Origin of the sequence: Prochlorococcus marinus subsp. marinus str. CCMP1375 (assembly GCF_000007925.1) — a bacterium.
Taxonomy (GTDB): domain Bacteria; phylum Cyanobacteriota; class Cyanobacteriia; order PCC-6307; family Cyanobiaceae; genus Prochlorococcus_E; species Prochlorococcus_E marinus.
In genome coordinates, this window is record NC_005042.1 from 929,973 (window position 1) to 946,282 (window position 16,310).

Here is a 16,310-nt window from a genome sequence, read left to right on the forward strand (position 1 = left end):
CGAGAAAATGACAGAGGGAAATTGGATAAGAACCTCTATACTGCCTCAAATTGCTAAAAAGAAACTGTCTACAGTTTATTCAACTCAACAGACGGTATTACCGGATCCCCTAACTAGGGATGAAGTCAAAAACCAAATTAGATTGCTCTGTAAAGAAAAAAACGCTGTAATTCTCGCTCATTACTACCAAGACGATTTAATTCAAGACATAGCCCATTTCATAGGCGATTCATTAGAACTTTCACGCAAGGCTGCTGAAACAGAGGCAGAAGTGATTTTATTCTGTGGTGTTCATTTCATGGCAGAGACAGCAAAGATAATTTGTCCTGATAAAAAGGTAATAATTCCTGATATGGACGCTGGATGTTCTTTAGCAGACGAATGTCCTGAAGAAGACTTTAAAAAATTTATAAATAAATACCCTGATCATTATGTAATTAGCTATATAAATTGTTCAGCAGCTGTTAAAGCACAAAGTGATTTGATATGTACAAGCAGTAATGCTGTTGATTTAGTTAAAAGAATACCTCTAAACATACCAATCATATTTGCCCCAGATAAGAATTTAGGTAGGTGGGTAGAGAAGCAAAGTGGTCGTAAAATGAAACTATGGCAAGGTTCTTGTATGGTTCATGAAACATTTAGCGAAGAAAGTGTTATAAAATTGAAATTGCAGCACCCTAAAGCAGAAATAATTGCTCATCCAGAATGTACAGATCAACTTTTAGATTATTCAGACTTCATAGGTTCAACTAGTAAATTGTTATCACATGTTCAAATATCTCCGGCTGAAGAATTTATTGTGTTAACAGAACCAGGTATTATTCATCAAATGAGAATTAAAGAGCCGAAAAAGAAATTTTTTGAGGTTCTAGGGCTAGATGGATGTAGTTGTAACTCTTGCCCTTATATGCGACTAAATACAGCAGAGAAGGTAATTAAATCATTGAAGGAATTAACTCCCGAAATAATTTTAGATGAAGAAGTGCAAAATAAAGCATTAAGACCAATTAAGAAAATGTTGTCATTAAGTAAGTAGTTTATTTAGAGGATATGGCAACTTCAAAGTTAGAGCTATTAGGCAAATAAGCTTTTTTATCTTGAAACTTTTTTAATAGTCTAATTAAAGCCGATTCAGCTACTGAATATTGACTATCCTTTTCTGTACCAAGATCAATGCTAGAAAATCTATTACCTTTTATAGATTTCAATTCCACTTCAATATCAGGAACGATTCCGTATTTATGAATATCAGTACCGCGAGGAGTAAGGTACTTAGCGACAGTAACAGTTAATCCTGAACCATCAACCAATGGTCTAACTGATTGAACAAGACCCTTACCAAATGTCTTTTTACCAATTAAAATTCCTCTTTTATTATCTTGGATAGCTCCTGACAAGATTTCACTTGCGCTTGCTGAACCTTCATTAACTAAAATAGCAATAGGCTTATGTGTCAAAGCATTTCCTCTGGCTCTTCTAACATCAGTAATCCCATCCTTTGTTTTAGTACTTACAATTACTCCTTTATCTAACAATTGCCTCGAGATATCTATACTTGCCTCCAGTAATCCACCCGGGTTCCCTCTTACATCAATAATATAAGCATCAGGATCATTCCTTTCCAATGAGATTAATGCTTTTCGCATTTCCTTAGCTGCATTTGCACTAAACTGTTTTAAGCGTATATATCCAAAATGATTGCCAGAGCTTGATTTATTGATCCTACTTACGACAGTACGAATTTCAATTCTGGCCCTGACTAAAGTTAATTTAAAAAATTGATTATCTCTTGAAATTCCTAATTTAACTTCGGTACCTTTTTTACCCCTTATCAACTTAACAACATTTTCTATACTCATACCTTTTGTTAAAGTTCCATCTATAGATATAATTTTATCTTTTGCCTTTATGCCAGCTTGAAAGGCAGGTGTACCTTCAATAGGAGAAATAACTAGTACATCATTATTTTTCTCATCAATAGATATTTGTATTCCAATACCTGTAAGTTCTCCAGAAGTATCTATTCTCATCTCATTAAATTCCTTAGGTTCTAAAAATCGCGTATAAGGATCTTCCAAACTCGATAACATGACGCGAATTGACTCATAAGCTTGTGAATAATTATCGTATTTATTAGATAGCATTTTTCTTCTTACCTTAAACCATTCTTTTTGATCATATTTTCCTGTTGAATCCATGTAATCTCGGTATATTATTTGCCAGACCTGATCCATAACCTCCTTAGGACTATCTTCAATTAAAGAATGTATTTTCTGCGGAGCTGATAGAGCTGGTGAAATAATGATGAAAAATGATAAAATCAAATTCCTCAAATTCTTATTACTATTATTAGGACAGTTTTTAAAGGTTAAATTAAACATTAATTTGACTTATAGAGTTATTAATTAGATAGATTCAATAATTCATAACATTCTATGGATCGATCCATTTTCCATCACTTTTAATTAATTCTACCAATGCTGAAACTCCTTCATCCTCTGGGACTTTCCTAATTTCTTCCCTACCTCTATACAAAGCTATTATACCTTTACCCTTGCCTACATATCCATAATCTGCATCTGCCATCTCACCAGGGCCATTAACAATACAACCCATTACAGCTATATCAAGACCAGTTAAATGGCTAGTGGCATCTCTAACTTTGGCTACAACTTCTTCAAGATTGAATAAAGTTCTTCCACAACTTGGACAACTTATATATTCAACCATTGTCTTTCTCAATCCTACTGTTTGTAAAATTGAATAAGCTACAGGAATTTCCTTTTCAGGTGCTTCAGTGAGAGAAACCCTAATAGTATCTCCTAAGCCTTCTGTTAATAAAGTTCCAATCCCAACTGTACTTTTTATGCGACCATAATCTCCGTCACCAGCCTCTGTAACACCTAGATGAAGAGGATAATTAAACCCTTCTTTATCCATAGCATCTGCCATTAATCTATAAGCTGCAAGCATTACAGGAGGTCGTGATGCTTTCATTGAAATCACAATGTTATGAAAGTCCAAAGAATCACAAATTCGAACAAATTCCATTGCAGATTCAACCATCCCTAGAGGAGTATCTCCATATTGAAAAAGCATCCTTTCTGCGAGTGACCCATGATTCACTCCTATCCTTAATGCTTTGTTTTGTGCTTTTAAAGTATTAACTATAGGTTCAAAGTTATTAATTATTTTCTCTTTAATGGCACTGATTTCACTATTAGAAAATTCTGTGCGAGAAGGGTCCGGGTTTGAAAAAACAAAAAGTCCTGGGTTTATTCTGACTTTATCAACATGTTTTGCTACCTCTAAGGCAATTTTCATACCGTTATGATGAACATCCGCAACCAAAGGTACTGGAAGATAATTTTGTTCTAATCGTCGTTTTATTTCCCCAACAGCTTTTGCATGAGAGAGAGATGGGACAGTTAATCTAACAATCTCACATCCGATTTCATGTAACCTTCTTATAGCTGAAGTCGACGCCTCTATGTCCAGAGTGTCTTCATTGATCATTGACTGCACAGCTACAGGATAATCACTACCAATACCTATATTGCCAACCATCACAGAGCGTGTTTTCCTACGCTGAATCTGCGTGCTATAGCGACGCGAGAGGGTGTCAATGTTGATGTTCTGAGTATTTTCTATAGTCATAATTTAGTGACTCATTGGAATTTTAAAACTTGTAGTTTTAGGAACGAATTGAAGTTCAACAAGCTTTCTGTTTACCTCGCGCAAATCCAAACAAGTCAAATTGTATGGTCCTCCTATGGTTTTGGAGGGATTTCTTAAAAGGTAGGATGGGTGAAAAATTGGCATTGCATAGATTCCATTCCAATTGTGCCACGTTCCTCTTAAATCAGAAATTTTTGACTTAATTCCAAGTATTGCACGTAAGGCTGAAGAACCAATTAAAACAATAATCAATGGATCAACTAATTTTATTTGTTGGTAAAGCCATGGAATATGATTTTGTATCTCTTGTCTTGTAGGAGTTCTATTATTGGGTGGTCTGGATTTTAGTAAATTACATATAAATACATCTTTTTCATAATCAAAGCCCTCATTTTCAAGAAGTATATTTAATAATTTTCCAGATCTACCTACGAAAGGGATACCTGTTTCATCTTCCTTTGCTCCTGGAGCCTCACCGATTAGCATTAAATTGGAGGTTGGATCTCCTCTACTAACAACAATCCGGCAGGTATCTTTATCTAAACCACAAGAATGACAGCGCGTATCATGTAGAGAATTTGATAAATTCATATTGCTAAGAATTAATAATAGAATCTATTTCCCCTGAAAATTATTGACAGGTACAAAAAGCAAAAACTTATTGTCATCTAAGTCTAAAAACCAAGCCTCAGCGCCAAATTTCTCAAGTCTTGGTCCTTCTAATAATTCCGCTCCATATGAAATGACTTTTTCTTTCCAATTTTCGAGTACTGCCAGAGGGTCTGAAGATGACTTTTTTTGAAAGCAAATTGAAACAGGCGGAATCGATTTTCTTGAAAAATTCATTTTAGTAGATGGCTTAAAGAACTTGATAGGGGAAAACTCCTCATTCTTAAGATCAAAATCATTATTTGTAATTCCATCAGAAACACTGCATTCCATCACTAGCGAATAAAACTTTGCTAACCTTCCTGGATTGGAAGAAGCAATTAAAAGACCAGCTTTAGTAAAATCCATGTTTCATTTATATAATTCGTAAGGTATTAAAAACACTAACAAAGTCATGGCCTGATGTTTAGAAAACAACCCAGAATCAACAATTGAACAAAATGTCAAACCTCGATGTAATTTCAGAAAGAGCTCTAAGTTTAAAGCCATCATTAACTCTAGAGATCAGCTCACTTGCTCAATCCTTAAAACAGAAAGGGAGGGACATATGTAGTCTAAGTGCTGGTGAACCAGATTTTGACACCCCAAATTTCATTGTAGAGGCAGCGAAAAAGGCACTTGACGATGGAATAACTAAATATGGACCTGCTGGTGGAGACCCATCACTCAGGGAGGAAGTCGCAAAAAAATTAACCGAAATAAATGATGTTCCTACAAGTCCAGAAAATGTACTAATAACTAATGGTGGGAAACAGGCAATTTTTAATCTTTTACAAGTAATAATCAACCCTGGAGATGAAGTGTTAATTCCTTCTCCATATTGGCTAAGTTATCCTGAGATTACAAAAATTGCTGGTGGAATACCAATAACAATAAATTCTTCAAAAGGAAATTCATTTTCTCTAGATATCGAAGAAATTGAGAAGAATATTAATCATAAAACTAAATTGTTGATATTAAATTCGCCTTGTAATCCTACTGGCAGAATAATACAAGAGAGTGAACTGCAATCAATAGCAAACTTATTAAGGAAACACCCAAATATTTATGTTATGAGTGATGAGATATATGAATTCCTAATCACAGATAAAGAAGTTCATATTAGTCTTGCATCAATAGCACCAGACTTAAAAGATAAAATATTTATTGTAAATGGATTTGCAAAAGCATGGGCAATGACTGGATGGAGAGTTGGATATCTACAAGGGTCAAGCAAGATTATTAAAAAAGCGATTGCTTTGCAAAGTCAAAGTACAAGTAACGTGTGTAGCTTTGCACAAAGAGGAGCACTAGCAGCTATAAAAGGAGCACCAAAGGGCATTGATTATATGATTCAAAGTTATAACGAAAGACGAAAACTATTAACAGAAGAACTAAGACAGATATCTAGTCTTTCATTAGAGGCTCAATCAGGAGCATTTTATGCTTTCCCTAAACTGTCGGATGAATTACCCGATTCATTATCTTTCTGCAAAATAGCTCTAGAAAAAGAAGGGCTTGCAATTGTTCCAGGGATTGCTTTTGGTAATGATCGCTGCATTCGACTATCTTGTTCTGTTAATACTGAGACACTAAATGATGGGATAACTAGATTAAATAGAATAATTAAAGATATTACTTAATTAATAGTGTTCCTTCTATGAAATTTGTACTAAAAAATAAAGCAACTGCTCTCTTGCTAATTTTATTTAGTATCTTCTCAATTGACCAAGATAAATTATCTAGCGAACAACTCTTCATCAGTGCTATACCAGATCAATATCCAGAAAAACTTAATCGCTTATATTCACTTTTAGCAAAAGAATTGAGTGATCAACTAAATGTAGAAGTTGTATACAAGCCAGTAATCAACTACCAAGCAGCAGTAAGCGCCTTTAGAACAGGCGATTTGGATTTGGTGTGGTTTGGAGGCTTAACCGGAGTTCAAGCAAGACTTCAAAGACCTGGGTCAATCGTCATAGCTCAAAGAGATATAGATGCTAAGTTTCATAGTGTATTTATAGCTAATACAAACTCTGGAATAAAACCAATATCTAATATTTATGAGCTAAGACAATTAAAAGGTAGACGTTTTACATTTGGTTCCGAAAGTTCAACCTCTGGAAGGTTGATGCCTCAGCATTACTTAACTAAGGCCAATGTCAAAACAACTGATTTCAAGGGTGGAAGAGCTGGGTATAGCGGGAGTCATGATGCGACTATAGTGCTAGTACAAAGTGGTTCATACGAGGCAGGGGTTCTAAACGAACAAGTATGGAAAGAGAATGTAAGCAATGGAAAAGCTGATTTAAAGAAAGTTAAAACTATATGGAAAACTCCAGCATACGCAGATTACCACTGGCTGGCTCAACCTAATCTGGATAATAAATTTAGGCCAGGCTTTACTAAATCATTAACAGAGAAAATTCTTAATCTCAATAATCAACAACCAATACAACAAGAAATCCTAAAGTTATTTAATGCAACTAAATTTGTAAAGGCATATGCCTACCAATACAAAGATATTGAATCTATAGGGAGAGAACTTGGAAAGATCAGATGAACACTATACTTGCACTCAAGAATGTTGATGTTGGAATAGAAGAAAAAGAAAGACTTCTCACCATCAACCTTTCAATAAATCATGGTGATAAAATTGCATTGATAGGCAAGAGTGGCTCTGGCAAATCAACTCTAATAAAAGTAGCAAATGGAACATTAACTCCAAGCAAGGGAGAAGTACTCTTTAAAGGAACTGATATTACAAAATTAAATCGTACTCAAAGAAGTCAAATAGCTACACTATGGCAAGATCTAAGGCTAATAGACGAAATTTCAGTAGGACAAAACATAAATACAGGTGCTCTTGGTAGACATAGCTTGTTCTGGTCAATCTCAAATCTAGTTGGATTAATAGAAATCCAAAAATGTATTGCATGCTTAGAAGCTTCACAATTATCAACCAAATTTATCAACAAAAGAGTATCAACACTATCTTCTGGACAACGAAGACGCGTCGCTATTGCGAGACTTTTGCGTCAAGAATCAGAATTAGTTCTAGCAGATGAGCCATTAGCAGATTTAGATCCAAATCTTTCAGAAATTATTCTTAATGTGCTATTAAAAAAACGAACCTCTTTCGAGATCAAAGTAGCTGATACATGCATAATCAGCATACATCAGCCAAATCTAATTAAACATTTTAATCGTGTTGTTGGAATTAAAGAAGGGAGGATAATAATGGATTGTGCTTGTAGCAATATCACTTCTAAACATCTCAATAGATTATACGATTAATAAAATTGCAGAAAATACAATTAACAACTCCAGTATTAACTATTCTGCCAGCGATAGCAATTTTTCCTGTAACACTTCAACTTGTAAGCAACCTACATATCGGAGGTATTAATACCCTATTTCTTTTTTGCATTTCTGCATTTAGGCCTTCTTTTAATTACCAGGTGTTAAAGAGTAGTTGGCATGGATTACAAATAACATTTTCATTAGCTGTTATTTCCTGGGGTATTAGTCTTTTAATTGGACTTATTTTAGGGCTAATATCCTCTACTACATTTTATAAAATAATTGAGTTACCAAAATTTTTAGGAACGATAACAAAAAGGGCATTAGCTATACCTAGGGCTACACATGAATTGATATGGGGTCTGCTTCTTCTACAACTGTTTGGGCTAGCACCTTGGATAGCAATAGTTGCCTTGTCTATTCCTTATGCATCATTAATGTCAAGAGTGTTTTCAGAGCAAATTGACAGAATTGGATTTGAAAAGATAAATGCAATAAAACAAAATGGTGCTAGTGGATTAAGTGTATTAGTAACAGCGCTTTTACCAAAAATCATACCTATTATTGAGACTTATGGTGCATATAGACTTGAATGTGCTATTCGAGGAGCTACACTTCTTGGTGTTTTTGGTTTGGGCGGAATAGGGACTGAATTGCAGCTAAGTATAATTTCACTTAATTTTCCAGAGATGTGGACATCGCTTTGGATGCTTTTTATCGCTTTATTTATTCTTGAGAAATTAATAAAAGCCATTCAAATATCACAATTCTACCTAAATAATATTGGGAGATATATTTTAATAAGCCTCTTTATAATATGTCTGTCAATTACTATTAGTATATTAAGAGCAGATAGCCTGGGTCTAAATATTTTTAGTTCATTTGAATTTCATAGTATAGGTAGAGTAAGTATAGAAAAATTCTCTTTAGCACTTCGAAGCATTGATTGGACAAAACTAATATTAGACACATTGGTTTTAACTTTATTATCGTCAGGAATTGCTATAGGCTTACCACCTCTACTTTTGATGATATTTCCAGAAAACTTTGTACAAAGTATTATTAGTGCAATATGGATTGTATGTAGAATTATTCCTTCACCATTGTCAGTATTACTAATACTTTTGTGCTGTACACCAAGTATATCTGTAGCAGCTCTTGCTTTGGGGCTACAAAACATGGCGGTGTTAGGGAAAATATTAAAAGAGAATATTGATTCACAATCTAAAGAATTATTTAATTCGATCAAATCTACTGGCACAAGTAAGCAAATAGCCTGGTTATATGGGAAGCTTTCTCCTCAAAGTAATAGTTACCTTACATACTCTACATATAGAGTTGATGTAATCTTAAGAGAAACTATTGCGGTTGGGGTAATAGGAGGTGTAGGTTTAGGGTGGCAACTAAAAGAGTCGCTAAGTTCTTTTGCATGGGAAGAGGTTGTACTTATTTGCACAGCCTTTATTACAATTACATTATCAAGTGAGATATTCACAGAATCATTACACAAAAAGCTTAATTCTATTGATGACTTAACTCAAGCAAATCCAACCCAAACCTTTACTAAATAATGAATTATAAACCTAAGCAATTGATAATAATAGGTGATAGCTCTGTATACGGATGGGGGGATTCTGAAGCGGGTGGATGGAGCACGAGACTAAGTCGTCATTGGATTAATTCAGGTAAGAACGCTGTTATCTATTCATTAGGAATAAGAGGGGATGGGCTTGAAGATGTTGCTCAACGTTGGTATAGAGAGTGGCGATGTAGAGGAGAGCTTAGAAGAAATTTTCCTGAAGGCTTGTTACTTTCAGTAGGCCTTAATGATACTGCAAGAATAGGTAGAGAAGATGGGCGACCTCAACTTTCAGTGGATGCCTTCAGATTTGGATTCGAAAGATTGCTCAAACAAATGAAAAAGGAAGCCCAAGTAATGGTAATAGGGCTGACACCTGTAAATGAAAACAAAATGCCATTTGCAAAATGTCTATGGTATTCAAATAAATCATGTTCTTTATACGAAAGTTTAATAGAAGAAAGCTGTTTAGAGTTGGACGTCCCTTTTCTAGCAACCTATAAAAACATGAGGGATGAGCTGCTATGGAAAGAATGGATAACGGCTGATGGGATTCATCTAAATTCAGAAGGTCATAAATGGCTCTTCAAACGCCTAAGGGAATGGGCTCCTTTAACAACATGGGTGGATTTATGATCTAATAAATCTCTACCTCTTATAGAAAATGAAATCAGTAATCTTAGCTGGTTGTTAAAAATATCAACGCCAACCAAATTGAAAGAATAGAAGCAAAACTAGTTTGAAGAAAGTTAACGACTTCATTTGTAAGCCATTTAAATTTATCTTGGTATATGGCTCCAAATAGACTCTCAGCTATAGTTGCAACAAAACCGCTTAGCAATACGATTAAAAAAGCTGAAAAGGAATTGACAAATGAAAATACATACATCACTAAAGTCATCACAAAGCTACCCACCAAGCTAGCCACTGTCCCTTCAAAGCTTATTGCTCCATCTGTGCCTGCTTTCACAGGCTTTAAACTAGTAATTAAAAAAGTTTTACGTCCCCATCTTTTACCAATCTCACTACCAAATGTATCTGCTAATTTCGATGAGAAGCTTGATGCGAAAGCTATCAAAATAATATATTGGTATTGACTGAAACTACTAAATAGTTTAAAAAGCAAAGCCAATATTGCACCAGTTGCCGCAGATCCCCAGACATTCTCTGGCCCTCGTCTACCATCTCTCCCTTCAGCAATACCTCTTGCCTTTTTATACGAATATCCAATTTTTGTAACTAGAGATCCAAGCACAAGGTATATAACAACTGTCATCCATCCTGTCCAACCTAAGCAACCCCAAAGAATCGTTCCAAGGATGCCTGCATGTACCCATCCTATTCTAGTAAGCAGTGGATAACGTTGGGCAAAAGCAATAAGTAAAAAATTTAGGGAAAAAGCCGTTAACCAATCAACGAGTACATCATTTACAAACATATATCCAAATTTAGAAAATACATTAAAAATTTTAAGTTGATTCAAAAAGAATTCAACGATCGTCTCCAAGATGACATTATTTGTGTAGCAACAATTGCAGCAGTAGTGTTTTTAAGTATCGTGTCTGCAAGTAAAACATTGGCACATTCTTTTTCCCTGGCAAGAAAGATTTCATGGTTTGACCAACCTCCTTCAGGTCCTATTGCAATACATATTTGATTAAGGTCGTCTTTTATATCGTTCAACAATGATTCAAAAGGTATTGCATTATCTATTCTTGTCGTCCCTAAAGCCATTAAAGTACTTTTCCGATATATATCGATCCATTCATTAAAACAAATAATTTCTTTGAGCTTTGGTTTCCAAAGTTGTTCAGATTGCTCAACCGCCTCATTAATAATAGAATCCCATCGTTTGACGCGTTCAGATTGGAAATTACGAACTACAGATCGGTCAGAGATGATAGGTTGCAAAACATCTATTCCAATTTCAGTAGACATTCTCAAAATATCATCAAAATCTTGCTTAGGAACAACTACAGCCAAGCAAATCAAAGGATTCTTTTTAGATTCGGTTACTTCTGGATTTGATAAATCAGAGTGCAATTTTATAAGATCTTCTTTTATAAAATCCGCAGTCCAAAGATGTCCAACTCCATCAACGATATTTATATGATCTCCATACCTTAATCTAAGTACACGAGCCAAGTAATGGCTCTCTTGTCCGGTTAAATCAATAATATTGTTATTCAAACTGGATTTATTTATACGCAGCGGATCAATTAAAAGACGTCTCAATTCAGCCATTAGATTTACTTGCTGAAGGGAAAATAGCATCTGGATGATCTTCTACATCCCAATCCTCATTAACACCTCCTATCAAAATCTCCTCTAACTTGAGTAAGTCGCCATCAATTTGACTTAAGGTGTTTATTAGTACATCAATTGCTAATGCATCTGATGTACCTAGATCTACCCAGCATCGAGCCCATACATTTTGATATTCTAATTGTCCTAGATTATGCATTAAGGCAGGAAGGTTTGATGACTGCTCATCATTGTCATAACTCATCCAACTTAAATCTGCTCCTGCCTGATGAGCTTGTAAATTTCCTGAATTAAAGCCGCCAAGTCTACCAATAACATACCAACTATCAAAGATTCCATCTAGATAATTCATTTCTCCTTGACTTGGGACTTGTGAGAAACGAAGCCATATCCAACAATTAAATGGGTCAATTTCTCGAAAACGTACTTCCATGGCAATTTATAGACAATTGTTATCGTGAGTGAGTAATTTTAAATGATATCTACTAAAAGATTTAGGAGGAACATTATGATTGTTTTATTTATAGGCATTTCAGTGACAAATGCTTGAATTAAAAGACATTCATTATCATCCGGCAACTTCTGAGACCCCTGTCCTTAAGGAAATAGTCATCCTTGAGAAGAAATTAAAACCTATTATTATTTCAGGCCCAAGTGGTAGTGGAAAAACTAGTCTTATAGAAGTTATTAGTGGATTAACAAAACCAAGCAAAGGACTAATAGCTTGGAAAAATCAAACTCTCTCTGAACATCAAAGAAGAGCAATCTCTGGCGTAGTTTTTCAATTCCCTGAAAGGCATTTTATAGGATTAACGATCGCTCAAGAACTTAAACTAGGCCATAGACGACTACCTAGAGTTATACAATCTGAAGTTTTAAAGAAAGTTGGATTGGATAATATAAAAATGAATGTGTTACCAGAAAACCTAAGTGGCGGGCAACAAAGACGATTGGCTATAGCTGTACAGCTAATACGAGAACCAAAGATCCTCTTACTTGATGAGCCTACAGCTGGACTTGATTGGTCTGTTCGAGATGAAATTCTCCAACTGATCAAAGAACTATCAAACCAGCGTCTAATAGTTATAGTTACACATGAGCCCGAGCTTTTTATAGAAATGGATACATATAATTATCAACTCTCACAAGGAACTCTAAGTAAAATACTATAGTTAATGTATGGCTGATTCACTTGTTAGAGCAACAGCAGCAAATGGATCAATTGCACTTGTAGCAGTATTAACAACAGAGTCCACAAAAGAAGCAAGGAGGAGACATTCCCTATCTTATTTAACGACAATCATGCTCAGTAGAGCAATGAGTGCTGGCTTATTGCTAGCAAGTTCTATGAAGGTTAAACAAGGTCGCGTAACAATAAAAATCCAATCTGATGGCCCTTTGCAGGGACTAAACGTTGATGCTGGAAGAGATGGAACAGTCCGAGGCTATGTTGGGAACCCAAGTCTTGAGCTTGACCTAATTAAAACCTCACAGGGGAATCACTATTTCGACTTTAAAAAAGCCACAGGTAAAGGATATCTACATGTCACTAGGGATATTGGGAAAGGGGAACCATTCACAAGTACCGTAGAAATAGAAGGTGGTGGAATAGGAGAAGATATAGCATCATATTTACTTCATTCAGAACAAGTCCAATCGGCGGTTTTTGTTGGAGAAATTATCGAAGACCAGGAGTTTATTTGCTCAGGAGCTTTAATAGCGCAAATTCTTCCAAGTGCAGTTGAAAATAAAACTCTTATAAATTTGCTAGATGAAGAATGCAAGAAGATCACTGGATTTAGTCAACATCTTCTTGCTAGCAAAGACAACCTTCCAAGCCTATTTAGTCATTTATTTCCTAATTTAAATCCAAAGATTATTAAAACTATGGACAACAATCAGAGTATAAGTTTTAAGTGTCGTTGTTCTCGTGATCGCAGTATTTCTGCTCTAAAGTTATTAGGGAAAGAAGAACTAATAGAAATAATGAACGAAGACAAGAAATCTGAATTGACATGTAATTTCTGTAATGAAATATATAATGTGAATGAACAAGAGTTAAAAACTATAATTGGCGAATTCTAAAATGTAATATCTATCCTAAAAGCAGAGCTCCAATCCATAACATTAAAAGCGCTGGTAACGCTTCTAACTTATTTATAGAAATCAATAATGTCTGATCGCTAATTCCAGTAAGGTTACTCACAATAAGTCCGCCAAGAATATATCCAATAGACAAGAACACAACACTCCACCCAAGTGACTGAAGTGTTTTACGACCACGTTTAATTTGACTAACGAAAAGACCTATTGTGGACAAGGAAAGAATTAATTGAATATTACTATCAGGTGCTACTAATAGAAGAACAATTACTAATAAACCAAGGGAAACCCTAATTGTTAGGCCTTCACCTTCTGGCAAATTAAAATTAGGTTGTGTGTTATTTGTACTTTTGCCATTGGTCGATGATTTTAATGCATTGAATCTCGTAAGCAATGCACTCCCAAAAAGAGGTTTGCCTGAGTTGGCTCCGTTTTTCTCCTTTTGAGATGCATTAACAGCTTCACTACTAACATTGCCTAAGCGTCTTGCTTTTAAACTATTCATAAGCAATGCGTCATAACAAGATTCAATTTTTGCCTTCAATAGAAGATCTTCTCCTGCTTGTGAAAGTTTTCTATCCCTAGCCTCTTGAATTTCTTCAAAACTAGAATCTGGTGATACACCAAGAAGAGAATAAGGATCATTTCCCCCTTCTTGGCTGCTCAAATCTGTATCAGACACAATTAGCATTTTATTGCTTTCCCTAAGCGTAGGCGAAATATAGTCAATGAAGATAAAATGACATTAAAGAGTTATAGGGTTTACTCCACTAACAACCGGTGCAACTGCACTTAACTCCAATGAAGGATGATCTTGCTCTAGCTGATTTAGATTCCATTGATTCTTGAATAGCAAGACTGGTCTTTGCCAAGAATCTTGAACGGTCTTGCAATTAAAAATCCTTCCAATTTGTTCAAGAGAAGTCCAACCTCCTTTAACCCATCTAGCGACCTGATAACCCATTGGATCAACTATGGTTTCAACTGAATACTCATTCTCCAAACGATGCTGGACAACCTCTAATTGCAATTGTCCTACAGCTGCCAATATCGGGTCCCGCTTGCTTTGATCCGTGTCATAAAGAATTTGAACAGCACCTTCTTCTCTTAATTCATTAACTCCTTTTCGAAAATTTTTGAAAGCCGAAGGATTTGGATTACGTAACCAGCAAAAGATTTCCGGACTAAAGCAAGGTATACCCTCATACTCAACATGCTTACCTGTGTACAAGGTGTCGCCTATAGCAAACATTCCTGGATTATTTAAACCTATTACATCCCCTGGATATGCATCCTCAACTACTGATCTATCTTGGGCAAATATTTTTTGCGGTCGTGACAAACGAATATTTTTACCTGAGCGAGCATGACTGACAGTCATATCTTTTTGAAATCGTCCACTACAGACTCGTACAAATGCAACTCGATCTCTATGACGTGGGTCCATATTGGCTTGCAATTTAAAAACAAACCCTGTAAATGTTTCTCTCATTGGATCAACTGGACCATCGGTTGTATTTCTAGCAACAGGACCTTGAGCCATATCTAGAAAACTATCAAGAAAAGGTCTAACTCCAAAATTTGTCATTGCAGAACCAAAAAAAACAGGTGTCAGTTCACCTTCTCTAACAAGTTCTAAATCCAAAGCTGACCCTGCAGCTTCCAAAAGATCAAGTTCCTCTATCGCTTTCTCTAGAAGCTCCTTCTCAACAAATTCGCTTAATTTAGGATCATTGATTTTTAATCTGCGTTCTATAGATTGCTTACCTCTCTCCCCTCTAGCAAATAAAATGACATCTCTACTATCACGTTGGATAACTCCTCTAAATAAGTCTCCACTTCCAATAGGCCAATTAACAGCAAAAGTTGAAAGGTTTAATTCAGATTCTATTTCGTCAAGGAGAGAAAGAGGCTCTTGACCTGGTCTATCCATTTTATTTATGAAAGTAAAAATTGGAATATTTCTTAGTCGACAAACTTCAAAGAGCTTTCTTGTTTGAGGCTCCAAACCTTTAGCAGCATCTTCAAGCATCACTGCATTATCTGCAGCTGCCAATGTTCTATAAGTATCTTCTGAAAAATCCTGGTGACCAGGTGTATCAAGTAAATTTACAGTTATATCCTTATATTCAAATTGCAAAACAGTTGAAGTAATCGATATACCTCTTTGTTTTTCTAATTCCATCCAATCAGAAGTAACCTTTCGTTGTTCACCTCTTGCTTTTACTGCTCCAGCCTGCTGAATAGCTCCTCCATACAAAAGGAGTTTTTCTGTAAGAGTTGTTTTCCCTGCATCTGGATGAGAGATGATTGCGAAATTACGCCTCTGATTGACAGCTTCTTGTAATGAATGCTGAAAATTTTCATCATCATTTATTTGAGGTGCGTTATTTCCTGTAGAGATTGATTTCATTTAGGCATTCTCCTCAGAAGAATGTTCTGGCTTCAAATGAGAGGTTTGCAATAAAAACGTTCCTCTACGAAATTTGACTTCTGCTAAATCCTTAGGAAGCAACGCTGTGATTATTCCAAGTTCATCTGAAGCAACAAGATCTGGAGGGCGAAGCATCGGCATGGGATCATTGGTCTTTAAATATGATTGAGATACTTTTAAAGAAACCTTCTCTCCGATTTTGAATTTCATAAAAGTTCTTTCCCTAACTTAGTGTCCCAATAATGGTAGTTCAAGCATCCTTAAACATTGAACTACTTTACCTACACGTAAAATCAT

Annotated in this window: 18 protein-coding genes; 8 read left to right on the forward strand and 10 right to left on the reverse strand. The window is 35.4% G+C overall.

The features are described 5' to 3' along the window. Nucleotides 1-7: 7 nt before the first annotated feature. Nucleotides 8-1,039, forward strand: coding sequence for a quinolinate synthase NadA (gene nadA / locus PRO_RS04990; protein ID WP_011125165.1), 1,032 nt, complete (start codon nt 8-10; stop codon nt 1,037-1,039). 1 nt (nt 1,040) lies between these two features. Here the strand turns inward: nadA and PRO_RS04995 are convergent, their stop codons facing one another. The 4 genes from PRO_RS04995 to PRO_RS05010 are packed head-to-tail and all read right to left on the reverse strand — an operon-like array spanning nt 1,041 to nt 4,698. Beyond that, entirely contained in the window at nt 1,041-2,384 is a 1,344-nt protein-coding gene (locus tag PRO_RS04995) for a S41 family peptidase (protein ID WP_011125166.1), read from the reverse strand. Between the two features lie 52 nt (nt 2,385-2,436). Next, nucleotides 2,437-3,660 carry a (E)-4-hydroxy-3-methylbut-2-enyl-diphosphate synthase gene (gene ispG / locus PRO_RS05000; protein WP_011125167.1) on the reverse strand — a complete coding sequence of 408 codons (1,224 nt, stop codon included), beginning with the start codon at nt 3,658-3,660 and terminating at the stop codon, nt 2,437-2,439. A 3-nt stretch (nt 3,661-3,663) separates the two neighbouring features. Next, a complete protein-coding gene (locus tag PRO_RS05005; RefSeq protein ID WP_011125168.1) occupies nt 3,664-4,272 on the reverse strand; it encodes a uracil-DNA glycosylase in 609 nt (202 codons plus the stop codon). A 24-nt stretch (nt 4,273-4,296) separates the two neighbouring features. Beyond that, the gene (locus PRO_RS05010) at nt 4,297-4,698 is read right to left on the reverse strand and encodes a lactoylglutathione lyase (RefSeq protein ID WP_011125169.1); all 402 of its coding nucleotides are present in this window, start codon (nt 4,696-4,698) and stop codon (nt 4,297-4,299) included. A 92-nt stretch (nt 4,699-4,790) separates the two neighbouring features. Here PRO_RS05010 and PRO_RS05015 point away from each other — a divergent pair, with 92 nt between their 5' ends. The 5 genes from PRO_RS05015 to PRO_RS05035 are packed head-to-tail and all read left to right on the forward strand — an operon-like array spanning nt 4,791 to nt 9,847. Continuing rightward, nucleotides 4,791-5,972: a pyridoxal phosphate-dependent aminotransferase gene (locus tag PRO_RS05015; RefSeq protein WP_011125170.1), complete on the forward strand. Its 1,182-nt coding sequence runs from the start codon at nt 4,791-4,793 to the stop codon at nt 5,970-5,972. A 17-nt stretch (nt 5,973-5,989) separates the two neighbouring features. Then, a complete protein-coding gene (locus PRO_RS05020) occupies nt 5,990-6,892 on the forward strand; it encodes a putative selenate ABC transporter substrate-binding protein (RefSeq protein WP_011125171.1) in 903 nt (300 codons plus the stop codon). Next, nucleotides 6,889-7,626 carry a phosphonate ABC transporter ATP-binding protein gene (locus PRO_RS05025; protein WP_011125172.1) on the forward strand — a complete coding sequence of 246 codons (738 nt, stop codon included), beginning with the start codon at nt 6,889-6,891 and terminating at the stop codon, nt 7,624-7,626. The genes PRO_RS05020 and PRO_RS05025 overlap by 4 nt, the downstream gene beginning before the upstream one ends. A gap of 5 nt (nt 7,627-7,631) precedes the next feature. After that, the gene (locus tag PRO_RS05030; RefSeq protein ID WP_011125173.1) at nt 7,632-9,203 is read left to right on the forward strand and encodes a phosphate ABC transporter permease; all 1,572 of its coding nucleotides are present in this window, start codon (nt 7,632-7,634) and stop codon (nt 9,201-9,203) included. Beyond that, nucleotides 9,203-9,847, forward strand: coding sequence for a GDSL-type esterase/lipase family protein (locus PRO_RS05035; RefSeq protein WP_011125174.1), 645 nt, complete (start codon nt 9,203-9,205; stop codon nt 9,845-9,847). Before PRO_RS05030 ends, PRO_RS05035 begins: the two co-directional genes overlap by 1 nt. A 43-nt stretch (nt 9,848-9,890) precedes the next feature. On the opposite strand, the gene PRO_RS05040 is transcribed toward PRO_RS05035, so the two are convergent. Genes PRO_RS05040 through PRO_RS05050 form a run of 3 tightly spaced genes read right to left on the reverse strand, consistent with a single transcriptional unit; the run spans nt 9,891 to nt 11,909 of the window. Further along, nucleotides 9,891-10,694, reverse strand: coding sequence for a TIGR00297 family protein (locus PRO_RS05040; RefSeq protein WP_011125175.1), 804 nt, complete (start codon nt 10,692-10,694; stop codon nt 9,891-9,893). Beyond that, on the reverse strand, nt 10,691-11,455 hold the full coding sequence (locus PRO_RS05045) for a 16S rRNA (uracil(1498)-N(3))-methyltransferase (protein ID WP_011125176.1): 765 nt from the start codon (nt 11,453-11,455) through the stop codon (nt 10,691-10,693). Before PRO_RS05045 ends, PRO_RS05040 begins: the two co-directional genes overlap by 4 nt. Next, the gene (locus PRO_RS05050; RefSeq protein WP_011125177.1) at nt 11,448-11,909 is read right to left on the reverse strand and encodes a DUF3531 family protein; all 462 of its coding nucleotides are present in this window, start codon (nt 11,907-11,909) and stop codon (nt 11,448-11,450) included. Before PRO_RS05050 ends, PRO_RS05045 begins: the two co-directional genes overlap by 8 nt. 109 nt (nt 11,910-12,018) lie before the next feature. On the opposite strand from PRO_RS05050, the gene PRO_RS05055 reads away from it, so the two are divergent. Both PRO_RS05055 and hslO read left to right on the forward strand, forming a co-directional pair. Next, a complete protein-coding gene (locus PRO_RS05055; RefSeq protein WP_011125178.1) occupies nt 12,019-12,648 on the forward strand; it encodes an ABC transporter ATP-binding protein in 630 nt (209 codons plus the stop codon). Nucleotides 12,649-12,655: 7 nt separating this feature from the next. Next, a complete protein-coding gene (gene hslO / locus PRO_RS05060) occupies nt 12,656-13,561 on the forward strand; it encodes an Hsp33 family molecular chaperone HslO (protein ID WP_011125179.1) in 906 nt (301 codons plus the stop codon). Between the two features lie 10 nt (nt 13,562-13,571). On the opposite strand, the gene PRO_RS05065 is transcribed toward hslO, so the two are convergent. From PRO_RS05065 to PRO_RS05075, 3 genes are read right to left on the reverse strand one after another with little or no spacing between them, the layout of a single operon-like run. Continuing rightward, a complete protein-coding gene (locus PRO_RS05065; RefSeq protein ID WP_011125180.1) occupies nt 13,572-14,270 on the reverse strand; it encodes a CPP1-like family protein in 699 nt (232 codons plus the stop codon). 54 nt (nt 14,271-14,324) lie between these two features. Then, the gene (locus PRO_RS05070; RefSeq protein ID WP_011125181.1) at nt 14,325-15,992 is read right to left on the reverse strand and encodes a peptide chain release factor 3; all 1,668 of its coding nucleotides are present in this window, start codon (nt 15,990-15,992) and stop codon (nt 14,325-14,327) included. Continuing rightward, nucleotides 15,993-16,223, reverse strand: coding sequence for a DUF3148 domain-containing protein (locus PRO_RS05075; RefSeq protein ID WP_011125182.1), 231 nt, complete (start codon nt 16,221-16,223; stop codon nt 15,993-15,995). Nucleotides 16,224-16,310 lie beyond the last annotated feature (87 nt).